Genomic DNA, 17,100 nt, shown 5'->3' on the forward strand with positions numbered 1-17,100 from the left:
TCTTCGCGCACCATCCAGGAGCACCCCATGGCCGCCACGAACGACACGCGCACGCGCTCCGGGCGATTGCGCGCGTGGATGCTGGAGGGGCTCTCCGACATGGGCCGGGGCAAGCCCTCCAAACCCGCCGCGCCCGCCCCGCACGCCGGGCACCGGGGGCAGCGCTGGTGGCGGGTGATGTGTCTGACGGGCGTCGACTACTTCTCGACCCTCGGCTACCAGCCGGGCATCGCCGCCCTGGCCGCCGGGCTGCTCTCCCCCGTCGCCACGGTCGTCCTCGTCCTGGTGACGCTCGCGGGCGCGCTGCCGGTCTACCGGCGGGTGGCCGAGGAGAGCCCGCACGGCGAGGGGTCGATCGCGATGCTGTCGCGGCTGCTGTCGTTCTGGAAGGGCAAGCTGTTCGTCCTGACCCTGCTGGGCTTCGCGGCGACCGACTTCCTGATCACGATCACCCTGTCCGCCGCGGACGCCTCCACCCATCTGGTGGAGAACCCGCATCTGGCGGAGTCGCTGCACGACAAGCAGCTGATCATCACCATGGTCCTGATCGCGCTGCTCGGCGCGGTCTTCCTCAAGGGCTTCCTGGAGGCCATCGGGGTGGCCGTCGTCCTGGTCGGGGCCTATCTCGCCCTGAACGCCGTCGTCGTGGTGACCGGTCTGTGGCGCGTCCTCACCGAGGGCCATGTCGTCACCGACTGGTCGGCGGCGCTGACCCAGGAGCACGGCAATGTGTTCGCCATGATCGGCGTGGCCCTGCTCGTCTTCCCCAAGCTGGCGCTCGGCCTGTCCGGCTTCGAGACCGGCGTCGCCGTGATGCCGCACGTCAAGGGCGACCCGGAGGACACCGAGGCGCGGCCCGCCGGGCGGATCCGGGACACCAAGAAGCTGCTGACGACGGCCGCGCTGATCATGAGCGTCTTCCTGATCTGCACGAGTTTCATCACCACGGTCCTCATTCCGCACGAGGAGTTCGAGTCCGGCGGCAAGGCCAACGGGCGCGCCCTCGCCTATCTGGCCCACGAGTACCTGGGCAGCGTCTTCGGCACCGTCTACGACGTCTCCACGATCGCCATCCTGTGGTTCGCGGGCGCGTCGGCGATGGCCGGTCTGCTCAATCTGATGCCCCGCTACCTGCCGAAGTACGGCATGGCCCCGCACTGGGCGCGGGCCGTCCGGCCCATGGTGCTGGTCTTCACCCTGGTCGCCTTCCTGGTGACCTGGATCTTCGACGCCGATGTCGACGCCCAGGGCGGGGCGTACGCGACCGGCGTCCTGGTGCTGATCTGTTCCGCCGCCATCGCCGTGACCATCGCCGCCCGCAAGGCCGGGCAGCGCGGCTGGACCATCGGCTTCGGGGTCATCTCCGCGGTCTTCCTCTACACCACCGTCCTCAATGTGATCGAGCGCCCGGACGGCGTGAAGATCGGCGCCTGCTTCATCGCGGGCATCATCCTCGTCTCCCTGCTCTCGCGTCTGGGCCGCGCCTTCGAACTGCGGGTCACCCACGTCGAGCTCGACGCCACGGCCGAGCGGTTCCTGCGGGACGCCTCCCACCGCACGCCGAGGTTCATCGCCAACGAACCGGGGCCGAGGGACGTGGCCGAGTACCGGGAGAAGGTCGAGCAGATACGTGCCGACAACGACCTCACGGACGTGGAGGACTTCGTCTTCGTCGAGGTGACCGTCACCGACCCGTCGGATTTCGAGGCGGGGCTCACGGTACGGGGAGAGGTGCTGCACGACCGCTATCGCGTCCTCACCGTCGAGTCCTCCTCGGTGCCGAACGCGCTCGCGGCCCTGCTGCTGCACTCCCGGGACCTCACCGGCGCCCCTCCGCACATCTACTTCGAGTGGACCGAGGGCAATCCCTTCGCCAACTTCCTCCGCTTCCTCCTCTTCGGGCAGGGCGAGATAGCCCCGGTGACCCGTGAGGTCCTGCGCGAGGCGGAGCCCGACCGCGCGCTCCGGCCGCATGTGCACGTCGGCTGAGCCAGGTCCGCGGAAACCTGGCGCCACGAGCGATCCCATGGCGCCAGTGGCGCCACACAGGAGCGGCACACACGCCCGTGGCGCCGGACTCCCACCCCTGTAGCGCCATCGGAGGCGAATCCAAGGCCATCATGGCGCCATCACACTTGTCATGGCGCCATGATGGTGCCATGCTTGCTCCATGGACCTCACCCCGTACGTTGAAAGTCTTCGCCATGAGCTCGGCGTGGCCGCCGAGGCGGGCGGGGAGGAAGCCCGCGCCCTGGCCGAGCGGCTCACCGGCCCGCTCGAATCGGCGGCCCGGCTGACCCTCCTGGGCGCCCTGTCGGACGCGATGGACGAGGTCACCCGCGATCTCGCGCCCGGCTCGGTCGACGTACGGCTGCGGGGACTGAACCCCGAGTTCGTGGTGACCCCGCCACCGTCCGCCGAACCCTTCACCGAGGAGGCCCCGGCGCAGGCCCCGCCCTCGCCCCCGGTGCCCGTCGAGGCCGAGGACGGCGCCACCGCCCGTATCAACTTCCGGCCCCCCGCCCAGCTCAAGGTGCGGGTCGAGGAGGCCGCGAACCGCGAGGGCCTGTCGGTCAACGCCTGGCTGGTACGGGCCGTGGCCGCCGCCCTGGAACCCACGACGGCCCCGGCCCGTGGCACCACCGCGGGCTCGACGGCGGGTCAGAGCTTCACCGGCTGGGTCCGCTAGCGGCACCGCGCGCCCGCACCACCGGCTCATCCGGGCACGTCCCGGCGTCCACCTCCACCACCCATCCCGAGGGACGGCACAGTCATGCCTACTTTCGACACTCCCGAGCCCGTTTCCGCCACCGTCGACATCGAGGTCGGACGGATCAGGGTCATCGCGGGCAAGCGCACCGACACCGTGGTCGACGTGGCACCGAGCGACCCCGGCAACAAGCAGGACGTGCAGGCGGCCGAGGAGACCAAGGTGACCTGCGCGGGCCGCGAACTCCTCGTCAAGGGCCCCAGGAAGCGCCCTCCGTTCGGCAAGTACGGGGTGATCGACGTGACCGTCCAGCTCCCGGCCGGCTCGGACCTGACCGGAAAGTCCGGGCTCGGCGACCTGATCGCGGAGGGCGGCTTCGGCGAGTGCCGTCTGACGACCGGCACCGGCCACATCCACCTGGAGGAGGCCGCGGCCGTCCGTCTGAAGACCCCGCACGGCGACATCCTCGTGGACCGCGTCACGGGCGAGGCCGACATCCAGGGTTCCGGCCGGGTGCGGATCGGCCGGATCGGCGGCGGGGCGACCGTGAAGAACCTGAACGGGGAGACCGTCATCGGCGAGATCGGCGGCGAACTGCGCGTCAACTCGTCCAACGGCCCCATCACGGTCGTCCGCGCGGAGTCCTCGGTCACCGCCAAGACGGCCAGTGGCGCCATCCGCCTCGACGAGGTGATCCGGGGCCGCGTCACCCTGGACTCCTCCGTGGGCGGCCTGGAGGTCGGCATCGCCGAGGGCACGGCCGCCTGGCTCGACGTACGGTCCAAGATGGGCCGGGTCCGCAACGAACTGGGCGCGGCCCAGGGGCCGGAGCAGTCCGACGAGACCGTCGAGGTCAGGGGCCGTACGAGCGTCGGCGACATCGTGATCCGCCGCAGCTGACCGTCCGGGGGCCGGGGAGGAGACACCGCCCGGCCCCGCCCAGAACCCCGGCCCGGCCCACCCCCGGTCGGGCTCCGCCCCGGCCCGAACCGGCGCCGAGAACAACCACAGCCACACCCGTCCCCACAGTCGCAGTCGCAGTCGCAGTCGCAGTCGCAGTCGCAGTCGCAGAAACCGTACGGACTTCCCACGGGCACGGGCCCCTTCCCGGCCCCTCGTGAAGCGTCACCCCGCACCGAAAGCCCCCCGGAGACTCCGCCCTTCCGGCCACCGGGACCGCCCGCCGATCCCGCACTCCACCGCATCCGACGGCCGCCGCTCCGTTCTGCCGTACGGCCCACTCCCCGGCCGAAGACCGCCGGACCACCGGGCCACCGGGCCCGGACCGCTTCGGCGTACAGCCCCCGCCGGACTCCCCACCGCACCGGCCCGGCCGTACCGCGCACCCCCTCTCCGGACTCCGCACCCCGGAATCTCCCGCTTCCGCACGTACCGGCGCATCCGCCCACCCAGCAATTCGCACTGACGTTCGCATATCGGTCGCGGCGACGGCTCTCCGCTCTCCCCGCGCACAGGCCGCGCGCCCAAGCGGCACACACACGCAGCGCACACACGCAGCTCCCCTCCCGAAGAAGGGCCCGCAATCATGAACACCGCGTCCACGGCGGCCACCGCCACCCGCGCCGTCGCGATCTCCGCGCTCGGACTGCGCAAGTCGTACGGCGACAAGGTGGTGCTGGACGGCATCGACCTGCGGATTCCCGAGGGCACGGTCTTCGCCCTCCTCGGCCCCAACGGGGCGGGCAAGACCACCACGGTGGAGATCCTCTCCACCCTGACCACCGCCGACGCGGGCGAGATCCGTGTCGGCGGCCACGACCTGGCCACCGACCCCGGCGCGGTACGCCGGAGGATCGGCGTCACCGGACAGTTCGCGGCCGTCGACGGGCTGCTCACCGCCGAGGAGAACCTGCTCCTCATGGCCGATCTGCACCACCTCGGCCGCGTCGAGGGCAGGCGGCGGGCGGCGGAACTCCTGGAGCGGTTCGAGCTGACCGAGGCGGCTCGCAGGAGCGTCACGGCGCTCTCCGGCGGGATGCGCCGCAAGCTCGACCTGGCGATGACCCTGGTCGGCAGGCCCCGGATCATCTTCCTCGACGAGCCGACCACCGGTCTCGACCCGCGCAGCCGCCGGGTCATGTGGGAGTTGATCCGCGGCCTGGTCACCGAGCAGGGCGTGACCGTCTTCCTCACCACGCAGTACCTGGAGGAGGCCGACCGGCTCGCCGACCACATCGCGGTCCTCGACCACGGCGGGATCGTCGCCCAGGGCACCGCCGAGGAGCTGAAGCGGCTGATCCCCGGCGGCCACGTCCGCCTCCGGTTCGCCGACGAGGCCCAGTTCACCGCCGCCGCCGGGATCTTCGGCATCGCGAGCCGCGACGACGAGTCGCTGACCCTCCAGGTCCCCGGAGATGGGTCGGTCGCCGGTCTCCGCGCCGTCCTGGACGTCCTGGACGCCACCGGCGTCGAGGCCGAGTCGCTCACCGTGCACACGCCCGACCTCGACGACGTCTTCCTCACCCTCACGGGCCGCCCCCGGCCCGCCGCCGCCACCGTCCCCGCCGCTTCGAAGGAGTCGCACCGATGAGCACCACCGCCCCGGAGCGGACCGCCGCCCGCTCGTACGCCCTGCGCGACTCGATGACGATGCTGCGCCGCAATCTGACGCACATGCGGCGCTATCCGTCGATGACGGTCTCGATCGTCGTGATGCCGCTCGTGATGCTGCTCCTGTTCGTGTACGTCTTCGGCGGCGCGATCGGCGGCGGCATCGCGACGGGCGGCGGGCGCGGCGACTACATCGACTACGTGGTGCCCGGCATCATCGTGATGGCCGCGACCTCGGGGGCCGTGGCGACGGCCGTGTCCGTCTGCACCGACATGACGGAGGGCATCGTGCAGCGCTTCCGTACGATGTCGATCTCCCGGGGCTCGATCCTCACGGGCCATGTCGTCGGCAGCGTCGTGCAGGTCGCGGTGGTCCTCGTCCTGGTCTCCGCGGTGTCCCTGCTGATCGGCTTCCGCCCGTCCGCGTCGCCCGTCGAGTGGGTGGCGGCCCTCGGTCTGCTGCTCTTCCTGGCCTTCGGCATGGCCTGGATCTCCGCCGCCATGGGCATGGGCGCCAAGACCGTCGAGTCCGCGAGCAACGGCCCGCTCCCACTGACCTTCCTGCCCTTCCTCGGCAGCGCGGTCGTCACCCCGGACTCCATGCCGACGGCCCTGCGCTGGTTCGCGGAGTACCAGCCCTTCACCCCGATCAACGAGACCGTGCGCGGGCTGCTCCTCGGCACGGAGATCGGCTCCGACGGCTGGCTCGCCCTGGCCTGGTGCACCGCCCTCGCCCTGACCGGCTACTTCTGGTCCCGCGCCGCCTTCCGCCGGGGGACCGCCCGCTGAGGCCCCGCGCCCGTACGGCCGCCCCGTCCGACGACCCGTCGGGCGGGGCCGCGCGGCGTCGCCGTCACTTCGTCCAGTACGACGCCAGGGCACCCTCCTTGTAGGGGGCGGGGCTCACGCTCAGCTCACCGGAGAAGGGACGGTCGAGGACGACGACCAGCAGGACGCTGAAGCCGATGAGGGCGGCGACCGAGGCCACGAAGAGGATCTGCACGCGCAGCCGCCGCATCCCGTAGAGGAAGGTGAGCGGGATCAGGACGAGCGCGCCGCCGACCACCAGGATCTGGAGCAGCGGGGGGAGTTCCTGCTCGGCCGTCGTCAGCCGGGAGCGGCGCTGGCCCGCGACGTCGTTGAGGCGGCCGACCGCCTCCTCGTAGAAGACCCGCTCGCGGGTGGTCCCGGGCTCGTACGCCTGGAGGACGTCGAAGACGCCCTGGAGCTGTTCCGCGGTGGCGCCGTAGCTGGGCCGTCCCGCCCGCATCCGGGGCCACTGGTCGTCGACGACGGAGTGGACGTAGCCGCTGAGGGCCTCGTCGACGTCCGCCCTGACCGGAGGCGGGAAGGCGGCGGCGTCGCGGGCGATGAGGGCGATGTCGGTCGCCTCGGTGGCCACGACGGTCTGGGCGCTCTCCAGTTGGGTCCACAGGGTCACGATGACGAAGGCGAGGATGATCCCGTAGATCGCGCCGAACATCCCGAGCGTCACGCCGACCATGTCGTTGTGCTCGCCGTCGGCCAGCGAGGGGTGTCTGCGGCGGGCCAGCACGCTGCCGACGACGGCGACGGATACGGTCCCGCCGACGATGACCACGGCCAGGGTGGCGGTGCTGAAGTGATTGAGCAGCCAGAGCGACATGAGCCGGGAGTCTAGGTATCCGCAGGTGGCCGCCGGTCGCCCTCCGGTCCGTCGGACAGCGCTTTCACCGGGGGCCGTACGTCCGCACGAGCCATGTGCGCGCCGGGCTCACGCGCCCCCGGCGCGCGGAAACCCGGAGACCACGATTTCACCCGATCGGGTAAGTGAAGGGCGCGCGGGCAGACCCCACGTTCAGGCCCTCTTGCCCGACCAGGCATCTCGCATGGCATGGAACCAGGTGACGCCACCAAGCAGGCCCGCGCGGCCACCCAGCTCCGCAAGGGGGTCCTGGAGTACCGCGTGCTCGCCCTGACCGCTCAACCGTGTCACCGGTCCGGCAACCGCCCGCGCCCTCCGGGGTGTTGCCCCCAGCGGCTCGGAGCCCAAGGGCTCTTCCCTCGTGTCCGAGTGGCTTCTGCCACCCCGATGTACGCAGGTCACAGGACATCCGGATGATAATTGCCATGACCGACACCTCTCGCACCACCCGTCCCCTCGGCGCCTCACGACGCAGTCTGCTCACCGCGCTGACCGCCACGGCCGCAGCCGTTCCCCTCGCATCCCTGACCGCGGCACCCGCCCGCGCCGCGCAGGCCGTCGCCGGGGGCGTCGCTCCGGCCCTCACCCCGCTCGCCGCCACCGTGGCCGGGCTCGACACCCCCCGGTCCAGCGTCACCGTCGCGGGCCTCGGCGCCGACTGGTTCACCACCGTGGCCCTCGGCACCCTCAGTGCCACCGTGCTCCCGGGAACCCCGGTCCGCACCGAGGTCACGTCCGGTGGCAAGCGGGTCGCGCTGCTGACGCTCGGCGCCCGCACCGTGATCCTCCCGGGCCCCGAGCGGGTCTTCACCGAGAACAAGCGGCCCTTCACCGACGACTTCCAGCGGACCCTGCCGGACCCGGCGCTCCCCGAGGCCGACCGCGTGTACTGGGGCACCGCCCCCGGCGGCGGTGGCTGGACCACCCTCGGCGGCCCCGCCACCGACTACTCGGTGACCCCCGGCGCCGGGGTCATCAATCTGACCACCGACTACGCGAGCCGCCACGCCAGCATCCGCGACGGCGAGATCACCGATGTGGACGTGCGGGCGGTCGCCCGGTTCGACAAGGTGCCCACCGGCCAGGCCTGCTCGTACGCCCTCTCCTTCGGCTACCAGGACTCGCACAACAACTACCGGGCCCGGCTCTCCTTCACGACCACGGGGGCCGTGGAACTGCGCGTCGAGAAGGAGGCCGCCGACATCGTCACGCAGTTGGCGCCAGCCGTCGGCATGGCCACGGGGGTCCCCGCCGGTACCGACTGGACCATACGTGTGCGCCGCGAGGGCGCGAGGATCCAGGTCAAGGCATGGCGCACCGCCGGAGCCGAGCCCGCCGCCTGGACCACCGAGGTCGACGACACAGCCTTCGGCAAGGGCCGGGTGGGCCTGCGCGCCCTCGCCAACGACGGCTGCACGAACCTGCCGGTCAAGTTGACCGTCAGCCGTTTCGAGGTCTCCGCCGCGAACTGGGAGGCCCCTCCGAGCGTCACGCACGGAGACTGGGTACGGGTCCTGGACGAGCCGTTCGACGGAACGTGGTCCCCCGAGCTGGAGGCCCGCATCCGCGCCTGGGCCGGGTCGACCACGCCTGACGTCCTGGCCTATGCGGCGATGTTCCTGCCGGACGCGCCGACCGTGACCGCGGGTGCGGGCGCCGCCGCGGGCAAGCGGGTGCTCGGCACGGCCGGCTACGGCAACCTCGACCCTCGGGGCAACCGCTACGAGGGTGCCGACTTCCATGAGTACATGAACACCGGCTGGACCTTCCCCGACGGCACGTACACCGGCCCGTCGAGCAAGCAGGTCGGTAACCTGGACTGCTCCGGCTACACGCGCATCGTGTTCGGTTACCACCACCGGGTCCCTCTGGCGGCGGGCGCCGATACCTCCAGGACGCGACTGCCGCGCAAGTCCCGCGACATGGTGGACCACTCACCCGGTGTCCGCATCGACCAGGTGACCGGCAGCACCCCGCCGGCCGCGACTCTGCTGCAGCCGGGCGACCTGGTCCTCTTCAACGCCGACTCAGGCGACGACAACACGACGGTCACGGTCGACCACGTCGGCATCTACCTGGGCAAGGACGCGAACGGCGCACGCCGCTTCCTCTCCAGTCGCAAGACCGGCAACGGTCCGACCATGGCGGACCTGGCCGGCTCGTCCACCCTGGACGGCACCGGTACCTACGCCAAGAAGCTCCACACCGTGCACCGCCTCTGACGGACTCGGCGGCACCCCGCGGTCCGCGAGGTGCCGCGCGTCCGTGCGCTGACCCCGTCGCTGGCGAAGGGCCTGGAGTTCGACCTGGTCGTCCTGGTCGACCCGGAGCGGTTCGGCGAGGGGGTCGAGGGGGCGGTGGACCGGTACGTGGCGATGACCCGGGCGACCCGGCGGCTGGTCGTGCTGCGGAGCGCGCGGGACACGGACGCCTGACGCCGTGGGGCGAACCGGGCCGGTCCGTGGGCGCGCCACGCCGGTTCCTGCGATGAGATGACGTATCGATAGGTTTCATGACTCACGCATACGAGCCCGCGCCCCCGCCCGTTCCCCGTGACGCGGTCGTCCCCCCTGGGGAGTGCCCCGAGGTCGCGTCGCTGGTCACACCGTATCTGCGGATCATCCGCACCGTGCTGCCCCCGGTGGAGGCGGAACGGTTCTTCGTCCGGGCGCTCGCCGCGTACGAGGAGGAACGGCGGCGGGCGGGCGGGCTCCAGCTGGGGTTCAGCGCGTACCTCTGGGACGGTCTCGGGGGCACCTGGGGCGGTTCGCTGGCGCAGACCTCGGCGTGGGAGGCGATGCAGGCGATCCGCCATGTCGTCCGCAAGGCTCCCGGCGCCGACCTCGCCGCCTATCTGCGCCTCGGCCTCCTGCTGAGCCGCGAGTCACAGGTACCGGTGGGCGCCTGACGCCTCCGCCGTACGGAGCACGCCTCCCGTGGACGGGTACGGGCACGGGGCATGGGGCGCGGTCCGGGGTCCCCGTTCCGGACGGGGGCGGGGGCCGGGTGCTCCCGCCCCGGGTCCCCCACCCCCGTCAGACCTCCGGGCGGCGGGTCCAGGGGTCCGGGCCCGGGTCGTGGCCCTCGGCCAGGGAGGCGAGCCGGTCGACGTGGTGCTGCCAGCTCTCGGCCTGCGCCTCGCACGCCTCCGTGGTGGGCAGCCCGCTGTGGACCAGCCGGAGCAGGGTGCCGCCGGGGGCGGGCGCGAGGGTGATCTCGACCGTGCTGCCGCCCGGCGGCACGGGCACGGGACCGGACTCCCAGCCCCAGCTGAGGACCATCCGCCGGGGCGGCTCGACCACCGTGAAGCGGCCTGAGGCGACGGCGCCGCCGGGGACCCGGACGCGGTAGGAACCGCCGGGGGCGATGGAGAACACACCGTCCTCCCCCATCCATGACAGCCACTTCTCGCGGTCGGTGAGGAACGCGAAGACCGCTTCGGGACCTGCGTCGATCCGCCGCTCCAGGGTGACGGTGTCCATGGGGGTCGGGGGTGTCGTCATCGGGACCTCTCGCTCCTGCCGCACGGGCCCCTCGGCCGAGCCTCTCACCTCCACGCGCGGCCCGCCGCCCCGCCCCGCCGCCACACACCCCGTACGCGCGCGTGCCCCGCCGCCGACGCGTGCCCCGCCGCCGCGTCACGGTCCGCACACCCTCCACGCGCGCGTGCCCCGGTCCGCACCCGGTCGCACCGGGCACGCAGCGGTCCGCGCCCGCGCCCCTGGTCGATCCTCCAGGGCCCGCCCCCGCCCAGGGCCGATCTTCCGGAGTCCGCACCAGTCGTCCGGACCGCCCCCGCCGGGCTTCACTGGTCCGGGTCGGGGCTGAACGGGTCGGGAGGCGGGTCGGGGCATGGATCTGAACACGGTGACGGACATCAGGGACGCGCGGCTGCGCGAACCCTGGCGCCCGGGGGACGCCTGGCTCGGCGGCGGAACGTACCTCTTCTCGGAGCCCCAGCCCCGGCTGCGCCGACTGGTCGACCTGAGCCGTACCGGCTGGGAGCCGCTGACCCGCCGGGACGACGGGTCCCTGGAGATCGCGGCGACCTGCACGGTCGCCCGGCTGTCCCGGTTCGGGCGCGACGGGGACGCCCCCGCGGCACCGCTGTTCGAGCAGTGCTGCCGGGCCTTCCTCGCCTCCTTCAAGATCTGGAACATGGCGACGGTCGGCGGGAACCTGTGCAACGCCCTGCCCGCCGGACCGCTGATCTCCCTGACCGCCGCCCTCGACGGGGAGTGCCTGCTGCGGGCCCAGGACGGCTCGCTGCGCCGGGTGCGGGTGGTCGACTTCGTCACCGGAGCCGGGCGCAAGGACCTCGCCGAGGGCGAGCTGCTGCGCTCGGTCACCCTGCCCGCGCGGGCGCTCGGCTGCCGGACAGCCTTCCGCCAGACCTCGCTGTACGGCCTCGGGCGGTCGGCGGCGCTGGTGATCGGCGCGCTCGATCCGGTGGACGGTTCCCTCGCGGTGACGGTCAGCGCGGCGACGGTCCGACCGTTCCGGTTCTGGTTCCCGCTGCCGCCGGACGCCGGACGGCTCCGGCGGGCGATCGGGGCGGCCGTACGCGACGAGGACTGGTTCGACGACATCCACGGACTGCCCGCGTGGCGCCGCCACATGGCGCTGCGCCTCGCCGAGGAGGTCCGCCGCGAGCTGGTCCGCGACCACGAGGAAGGTGCCCGATGAGCTTCGGACTGCGCGTGAACGAACGACACTTCGACGAGACCCCGCGCGCCGGGCAGTGCCTGCGCACCTATCTGCGCGAGCGCGGCTGGTTCGGCGTCAAGAAGGGCTGTGACGCGGGCGACTGCGGGGCCTGCACCGTCCATGTCGACGGCGAGCCGGTCCACAGCTGTCTCTACCCGGCGGTCCTGGCCGACGGCCGGGCCGTCACCACCGTGGAGGGCCTCGCCGCGCCGGACGGCGAACTCCACCCCGTGCAGCGCCGGTTCCTCGACGCGCAGGGCTACCAGTGCGGGTTCTGCACGGCCGGGTTCCTGATGACGACGGCGGCCCTGGAGGCCGAGCGGGGCACCGCGCACGACGACGGCAAGCTGGACGACCTGCCCCGCGCCTTCAAGGGGAACATCTGCCGCTGCACCGGCTACCGGGCCGTCGAGGACGCCGTGCGAGGGGTGCGGCACACCGAACTCCCCTGCGCGGGGAAGGCGGTGGGCCGGAACGTCGGCGCGCCCGCCGGTCCCGACGTCGTCACCGGCCGGGCCCGGTACACCTTCGACGTGGAGGTGCCCGGCCTGCTCCACATGAAGCTGCTGCGCTCCCCGCACCCGCACGCCCGGATCACCGCGATCGACACGGCGGCGGCGCTGCGGGTCCCCGGGGTGGTCGCCGTGTTCACCCATGAGGACGCCCCGGCGACGCTGTACTCCAGTGCCCGCCACGAGCATCCGACCGAGGACCCCGACGACACCCGGGTCCTGGACGACGTCGTCCGGTACGTGGGCCAGCGGGTCGCGGCCGTCGTCGCCGACAGCGAGGGGGCCGCCGAGGAGGGCTGTCGCCGGATCGAGGTGACGTACGAGGAACTGCCGTACGTCACCGACCCGGAGGAGGCGATGCGGCCGGGGGCGCCCGCGCTGCACGGCGACAAGGGCCCGGAGGCGCGGATCGCCCGTGCCGGGGCGAACGTCGCGGGCGAGGTGCACGGCGAGATCGGGGACGTGGAGCGGGGCTTCGCGGAGGCGGACGTCGTCGTCGAGGACACCTTCAGGACCCAGCGGGTGCAGCACGCCAGCCTGGAGACCCACGGCTGCGTCGCGTACTTCGAGCCGAAGGAGGACGGCACGGGCGAGCGGCTGACCGTACGCTCCTCGACGCAGACGCCGTTCCTGACCCGGCGTGCGCTGTGCGCGCTGTACGGCCTGCCGGAGGACGGGGTGCGGGTGGTCGCGGGGCGCGTCGGCGGCGGTTTCGGCGGCAAGCAGGAGATGCTCACCGAGGACGTCGTCGCCCTGGCCGCGCTGAGGCTGCGGCGGCCGGTGAAGCTGGAGTACACCCGGGCCGAGCAGTTCTTCGGGGCGACCACCCGGCACCCCTTCACCATCGGCATCAAGGTGGGCGCCCGTGCGGACGGCACCCTGACCGCCGTGCGGATGCGGGTCGTGTCGAACACCGGGGCGTACGGCAACCACGGCCCGGCCGTCATGTTCCACAGCGTCGGCGAGTCCTTCGCCGTCTACCGCGCCCCGCACAAGAAGGTCGACGCCTGGTCGGTCTACACGAACGCCGTCCCCGCCGGGGCGTTCCGGGGGTACGGGCTCGGCCAGGTCACCTTCGCCGTCGAGTCCGTCATGGACGAGCTGGCCCACCGCCTCGGGATGGACCCGCTGGTCCTGCGCGAGAGGAACGTCATCGGCCCCGGCGACGCGCCGCACAGTCCGATCGGCGAGGAGGAGGACCTGCACATCGCCTCGTACGGGCTCGACCAGTGCCTCTCGGTCGTGCGGGAGGCGCTCGCCGGGGACCGCGGTGGCGAGGAGGCGCCCGAGGGCTGGCTGGTCGGGCAGGGCGCGGCGCTCGCGATGATCGCCACCGGGCCGCCCGGCGGTCACTACGCCGACGCCCGGGTCTCGCTCCGCTCCGACGGCACGTACGACGTGGCCGTCGGCACCGCCGAGTTCGGCAACGGCACCACCACCGTCCACCAGCAGATCACCGCGGGAGCGCTGGCCACCACCGGGGACCGGGTGACGATCCGGCAGTCCGACACGGACGTCGTCCGCCATGACACCGGTGCCTTCGGCTCGGCGGGCACGGTCGTCGCGGGCAAGGCGGTCCTCCTCGCCGCGACCTCGCTCGCGGAGCGGCTGCGGACCCTCGCCGCCCGGCACACGGGCGTCGCCCGGCACCGCTGCGTCCTCGGCGCGGAGTCGGTCGACTGCGGGGGCCGTACGGTCGCGCTGAAGGAGCTGTACGAGGCGGGGCACGCGCTCGGGGCGGTGGAGGAGCTGGCGGCGGACGGTCACTGGGGCGGCTCGCCCCGGTCGGTGGCGTTCAACGCGCAGTGGTTCCGGATCGCCGTCGACCCGGACACCGGGGAGGTCCGCGTCCTGCGCAGCGTCCACGCCGCCGACGCGGGCAAGGTGATGAACCCCATGCAGTGCCGGGGGCAGGTCGAGGGCGGGGTCGCCCAGGCGCTCGGCGCGACCCTCTTCGAGAACGTGCGGCTCGACGAGCGGGGCGAGGTCACCACCGCCGCGTTCCGCCGCTACCGGCTCCCCCAGTACGCGGACGTGCCCCGGACCGAGGTCCACTTCACGGAGACGGCCGACGCGATCGGTCCGCTGGGCGCGAAGTCGATGAGCGAGAGCCCGTTCAACCCGGTCGCGCCCGCCTACGCGAACGCGCTCCGCGACGCGACCGGCATCCGCTTCACGGAACTCCCCCTCACCCGGGACCGGGTCTGGCTGGCCCTCGCCGCACAGCGCGAGGACGGACGGCCCGGGGACGGGCGGCGCGAGGGTGAGCGGCCCGGGGACGGACGGCCGGTCGGGTGATGGCCCCGGAGGATGCCGGTCGCCCTCTCGGAGAAGGCTCACAATGACCGGCCGACCGAGGGCATCTGGCTGGCAGATACGGTTCCCCGTCCCGGCGGCCGGGTATCACTGGGCGCAGTCGCCGCACCGACCGTCCGAAAGGGAAACCGATGAGCCGACCCGTCGTCTCCGTCTCCCCCGCGCGGACCGCCCGCGCCCGCGCGTTCACGCTGTCGGGGCAGGTGGCGCTGCCCGCCCTGCTGACGGTCGCGGACCTCCGCGGGGGCTGGCAGCCGCACCGGGCGGAGGTCGTGTTCGACTGCGCCACCAGCGGGCCCCGGCGGCACGTCTTCGAAGGGCCGCTGCTGCGCGAGGTGGTGGCGCGGGCGCGGCCGGGCTTCGACCCCGCCCGCCGCAAGGAGCGCGCGGGCTTCCTGCTCGTGGTGAGCGGCGGCGACGGACACAGGTCCGTGCTGTCCTGGGCCGAGATCGACACCGACTTCGGCGCCGCGCCCGTCCTCCTGGCGACCCGTATGGACGACGGGGAGCTGGACGCGGCGGGACCGCAGCTGGTGGTGCCCTCCGACCGGTGCGGCGCCCGGTACGTCAGCGCCGTCACCGGTGTCTGGGTGGGCGCCTTCCCGGACCCCGTGCCGTCCTGAGCGGGCGCCGGTTCAGCCGCCGTACTGGGCGAGCTGGACGAGGTTGCCGCAGGTGTCGTCGAGGATCGCGACCGTCACCGGGCCCGCCTCGACCGGCTCCCGGGTGAACCGCACCCCGAGTCCGCGCAGGCGCTCGTACTCGGCGCGGACGTCGTCCACGGCGAAGGAGGTGAGCGGGATGCCCGCGGCGACGAGCGCCTCCCGGTACGCCCGGGCGGCGGGCACGCCGGCGTCCGGCTCCAGGACCAGCTCGACGCCGTCCGGGGCGTCCGGCGAGACCACCGTCAGCCAGCGGTACCCGCCGAGGGGGACCTCGGTCTTCTTCAGGAAGCCCAGCACCTCGGTGTAGAAGCGCAGGGCCTTCTCCTGGTCGTCGACGAGCAGGCTCGCCAGATTGATCCTCATGGGTGCTCTCCAGTGGGTGTGGGGGGTGCGTGGGGCGGATGTGACGTCGCCAGCATCTCCCGGCGCGGCCCCTGGCGGCGTGCGGCCGGTGTACTGCGGGCGGGGGACGGCGGCGGGCGGGATGTGCCGGGGTCCCGCCGGACCGGGCGTCCGCCCGCGCGCGTAGCGTGAGGTCCGTCGGCTCCGTCCCTCACCACTGGAGATCCGCCTGTGTCCAGCGCCGCCCCGACCCGTACCGCCGTCGTCGAGTCCCTCATGGAACGCTTCCCCGGCGTCCCGCCGGAGGCGGTGTTCAAGGAGGACCTGCTGCGCGGCGGGCTCGCCTTCGACCCGTCGGCGCTGAGCGGGAACGAGGGCGGCGAGGTCAAGCCGAAGTCGTACTTCATCTTCTCCTTCGACCACCGGACGCTGCCGGAGCTCGGGGAGGCGGCGCTGAACCGGCCGCCGGAGGAGATCGTGCTGACCGGCGGTCCGTACGGGCTGCGCCGCACGGTGGTGTCGGTGCGGGTCAACCCCTCGTCGCCGTACCGGGTGGCGCCGGACGGGGACGGGACGCTCGCGCTGTTCCTCGACGGGACGCGGATCGCGGACGTCGGTCTGCCGCCGATGCCGGAGTACTACCGGCACCCGCTGTCGAACGGGAAGTCCGTGATGGAGGTCGCCCCCACCATCCAGTGGGGTTATCTGATCTACCTCACGGTTTTCCGGGTCTGTCAGTACTTCGGCGCCAAGGAGGAGTGCCAGTACTGCGACATCAACCACAACTGGCGCCAGCACAAGGCGGCGGGCCGCCCGTACACCGGGGTGAAGCCGGTCGACGAGGTGCTGGAGGCGCTGGAGATCATCGACCGGCACGACACCGCCCGGACCTCGACGGCGTACACCCTCACGGGCGGCGCGGTCACCTCCCGCGTCGGCGGGAAGGACGAGGCCGACTTCTACGGGCAGTACGCGCGCGCGATCGAGGAGCGCTTCCCGGGCCGCTGGATCGGCAAGGTCGTGGCCCAGGCCCTGCCGAAGGCCGATGTCCAGCGGTTCCACGACTACGGCATCCGGATCTACCACCCGAACTACGAGGTGTGGGACCGGCGGCTGTTCGAGCTGTACTGCCCCGGCAAGGAGCGTTACATCGGCCGGGACGAGTGGCACCGGCGCATCCTGGACTCGGCGGAGGTGTTCGGGCCGCGCAACGTCATCCCGAACTTCGTCGCGGGCGTCGAGATGGCCCGCCCCTCCGGCTTCCTGACCGTGGACGAGGCCATCGCCTCCACCCGGGAGGGCCTGCGGTTCTTCATGTCGCGCGGGATCACGCCCCGGTTCACCACCTGGTGCCCGGAGCCGACGACCCCGCTGGGCAGGGACAACCCGGACGGCGCCCCGCTGGAGTACCACCTGCGGCTCCTGGAGGCGTACACGGCGACCCTCGGCGAGTACGGGCTGGCCGCGCCGCCCGGCTACGGCCCCTCGGGCCCGGGGCGCGCGGTGTTCTCCGTCAGTTCGTTCATGGACGCGCTGTCCCCCGCGCCGGGCGAGTGACCCGGGCGGAGTGAGTCCGCCCGCGTGGTCCCGGGA

At 72.9% G+C, this 17,100-nt stretch carries 14 protein-coding genes and 2 pseudogenes; 13 read left to right on the forward strand and 3 right to left on the reverse strand.

Annotated elements, in window-relative coordinates; genetic code table 11:
• Nucleotides 1–27: 27 nt before the first annotated feature.
• The 5 genes from ACIO92_RS32375 (at nt 28) to ACIO92_RS32395 (ending at nt 6,070) form a co-directional block, all read left to right on the forward strand.
• A complete protein-coding gene (locus tag ACIO92_RS32375; protein ID WP_402283974.1) occupies nt 28–1,989 on the forward strand; it encodes an amino acid transporter in 1,962 nt (653 codons plus the stop codon).
• A 181-nt stretch (nt 1,990–2,170) separates the two neighbouring features.
• Nucleotides 2,171–2,689, forward strand: coding sequence for a hypothetical protein (locus ACIO92_RS32380; RefSeq protein WP_366446127.1), 519 nt, complete (start codon nt 2,171–2,173; stop codon nt 2,687–2,689).
• An 84-nt stretch (nt 2,690–2,773) separates the two neighbouring features.
• Nucleotides 2,774–3,610, forward strand: a complete 837-nt coding sequence (locus tag ACIO92_RS32385; protein WP_366446128.1) for a DUF4097 family beta strand repeat-containing protein — start codon at nt 2,774–2,776, stop codon at nt 3,608–3,610.
• A gap of 646 nt (nt 3,611–4,256) precedes the next feature.
• Entirely contained in the window at nt 4,257–5,261 is a 1,005-nt protein-coding gene (locus ACIO92_RS32390) for an ATP-binding cassette domain-containing protein (protein ID WP_402283972.1), read from the forward strand.
• Nucleotides 5,258–6,070 (forward strand): ABC transporter permease, encoded by an 813-nt coding sequence (locus tag ACIO92_RS32395; protein ID WP_366446130.1) that lies wholly within the window; start codon nt 5,258–5,260, stop codon nt 6,068–6,070. The genes ACIO92_RS32390 and ACIO92_RS32395 overlap by 4 nt, the downstream gene beginning before the upstream one ends.
• A gap of 64 nt (nt 6,071–6,134) precedes the next feature.
• Here the strand turns inward: ACIO92_RS32395 and ACIO92_RS32400 are convergent, their stop codons facing one another.
• A complete protein-coding gene (locus tag ACIO92_RS32400; protein WP_366446131.1) occupies nt 6,135–6,926 on the reverse strand; it encodes a DUF4239 domain-containing protein in 792 nt (263 codons plus the stop codon).
• Nucleotides 6,927–7,154: 228 nt separating this feature from the next.
• Between ACIO92_RS32400 and ACIO92_RS32405 the strand changes: the two are divergent.
• From ACIO92_RS32405 to ACIO92_RS32420, 4 genes and pseudogenes are all read left to right on the forward strand, one after another.
• Nucleotides 7,155–7,238, forward strand: a pseudogene (locus ACIO92_RS32405) (PadR family transcriptional regulator); the annotation flags it as partial.
• 152 nt (nt 7,239–7,390) lie between these two features.
• Nucleotides 7,391–9,187 (forward strand): NlpC/P60 family protein, encoded by a 1,797-nt coding sequence (locus ACIO92_RS32410; protein ID WP_402283969.1) that lies wholly within the window; start codon nt 7,391–7,393, stop codon nt 9,185–9,187.
• A gap of 15 nt (nt 9,188–9,202) precedes the next feature.
• Nucleotides 9,203–9,400: pseudogene (locus ACIO92_RS32415) on the forward strand (ATP-binding domain-containing protein); the annotation flags it as partial.
• A gap of 77 nt (nt 9,401–9,477) precedes the next feature.
• The gene (locus tag ACIO92_RS32420) at nt 9,478–9,873 is read left to right on the forward strand and encodes a hypothetical protein (RefSeq protein ID WP_366444972.1); all 396 of its coding nucleotides are present in this window, start codon (nt 9,478–9,480) and stop codon (nt 9,871–9,873) included.
• A 127-nt stretch (nt 9,874–10,000) separates the two neighbouring features.
• Here the strand turns inward: ACIO92_RS32420 and ACIO92_RS32425 are convergent, their stop codons facing one another.
• Nucleotides 10,001–10,468 (reverse strand): SRPBCC domain-containing protein, encoded by a 468-nt coding sequence (locus ACIO92_RS32425; RefSeq protein ID WP_366444971.1) that lies wholly within the window; start codon nt 10,466–10,468, stop codon nt 10,001–10,003.
• A 349-nt stretch (nt 10,469–10,817) separates the two neighbouring features.
• Here ACIO92_RS32425 and ACIO92_RS32430 point away from each other — a divergent pair, with 349 nt between their 5' ends.
• From ACIO92_RS32430 to ACIO92_RS32440, 3 genes are all read left to right on the forward strand, one after another.
• The gene (locus ACIO92_RS32430) at nt 10,818–11,651 is read left to right on the forward strand and encodes an FAD binding domain-containing protein (RefSeq protein ID WP_366444970.1); all 834 of its coding nucleotides are present in this window, start codon (nt 10,818–10,820) and stop codon (nt 11,649–11,651) included.
• Nucleotides 11,648–14,482 carry a molybdopterin-dependent oxidoreductase gene (locus ACIO92_RS32435; protein WP_402283966.1) on the forward strand — a complete coding sequence of 945 codons (2,835 nt, stop codon included), beginning with the start codon at nt 11,648–11,650 and terminating at the stop codon, nt 14,480–14,482. The genes ACIO92_RS32430 and ACIO92_RS32435 overlap by 4 nt, the downstream gene beginning before the upstream one ends.
• A 149-nt stretch (nt 14,483–14,631) precedes the next feature.
• On the forward strand, nt 14,632–15,123 hold the full coding sequence (locus ACIO92_RS32440; protein WP_366444968.1) for a molybdopterin-dependent oxidoreductase: 492 nt from the start codon (nt 14,632–14,634) through the stop codon (nt 15,121–15,123).
• A gap of 12 nt (nt 15,124–15,135) precedes the next feature.
• Here ACIO92_RS32440 and ACIO92_RS32445 read toward each other — a convergent pair whose 3' ends face one another.
• Complete coding sequence (locus ACIO92_RS32445) at nt 15,136–15,528, reverse strand: VOC family protein (protein WP_402283964.1); 393 nt, start codon at nt 15,526–15,528, stop codon at nt 15,136–15,138.
• A 255-nt stretch (nt 15,529–15,783) separates the two neighbouring features.
• Here ACIO92_RS32445 and ACIO92_RS32450 point away from each other — a divergent pair, with 255 nt between their 5' ends.
• The gene (locus ACIO92_RS32450; protein WP_401241964.1) at nt 15,784–17,064 is read left to right on the forward strand and encodes a radical SAM protein; all 1,281 of its coding nucleotides are present in this window, start codon (nt 15,784–15,786) and stop codon (nt 17,062–17,064) included.
• The last annotated feature ends 36 nt before the right edge of the window (nt 17,065–17,100 follow it).

Origin of the sequence: Streptomyces sp. NPDC087215, from assembly GCF_044744885.1 — a bacterium.
Lineage (GTDB): Bacteria > Actinomycetota > Actinomycetes > Streptomycetales > Streptomycetaceae > Streptomyces.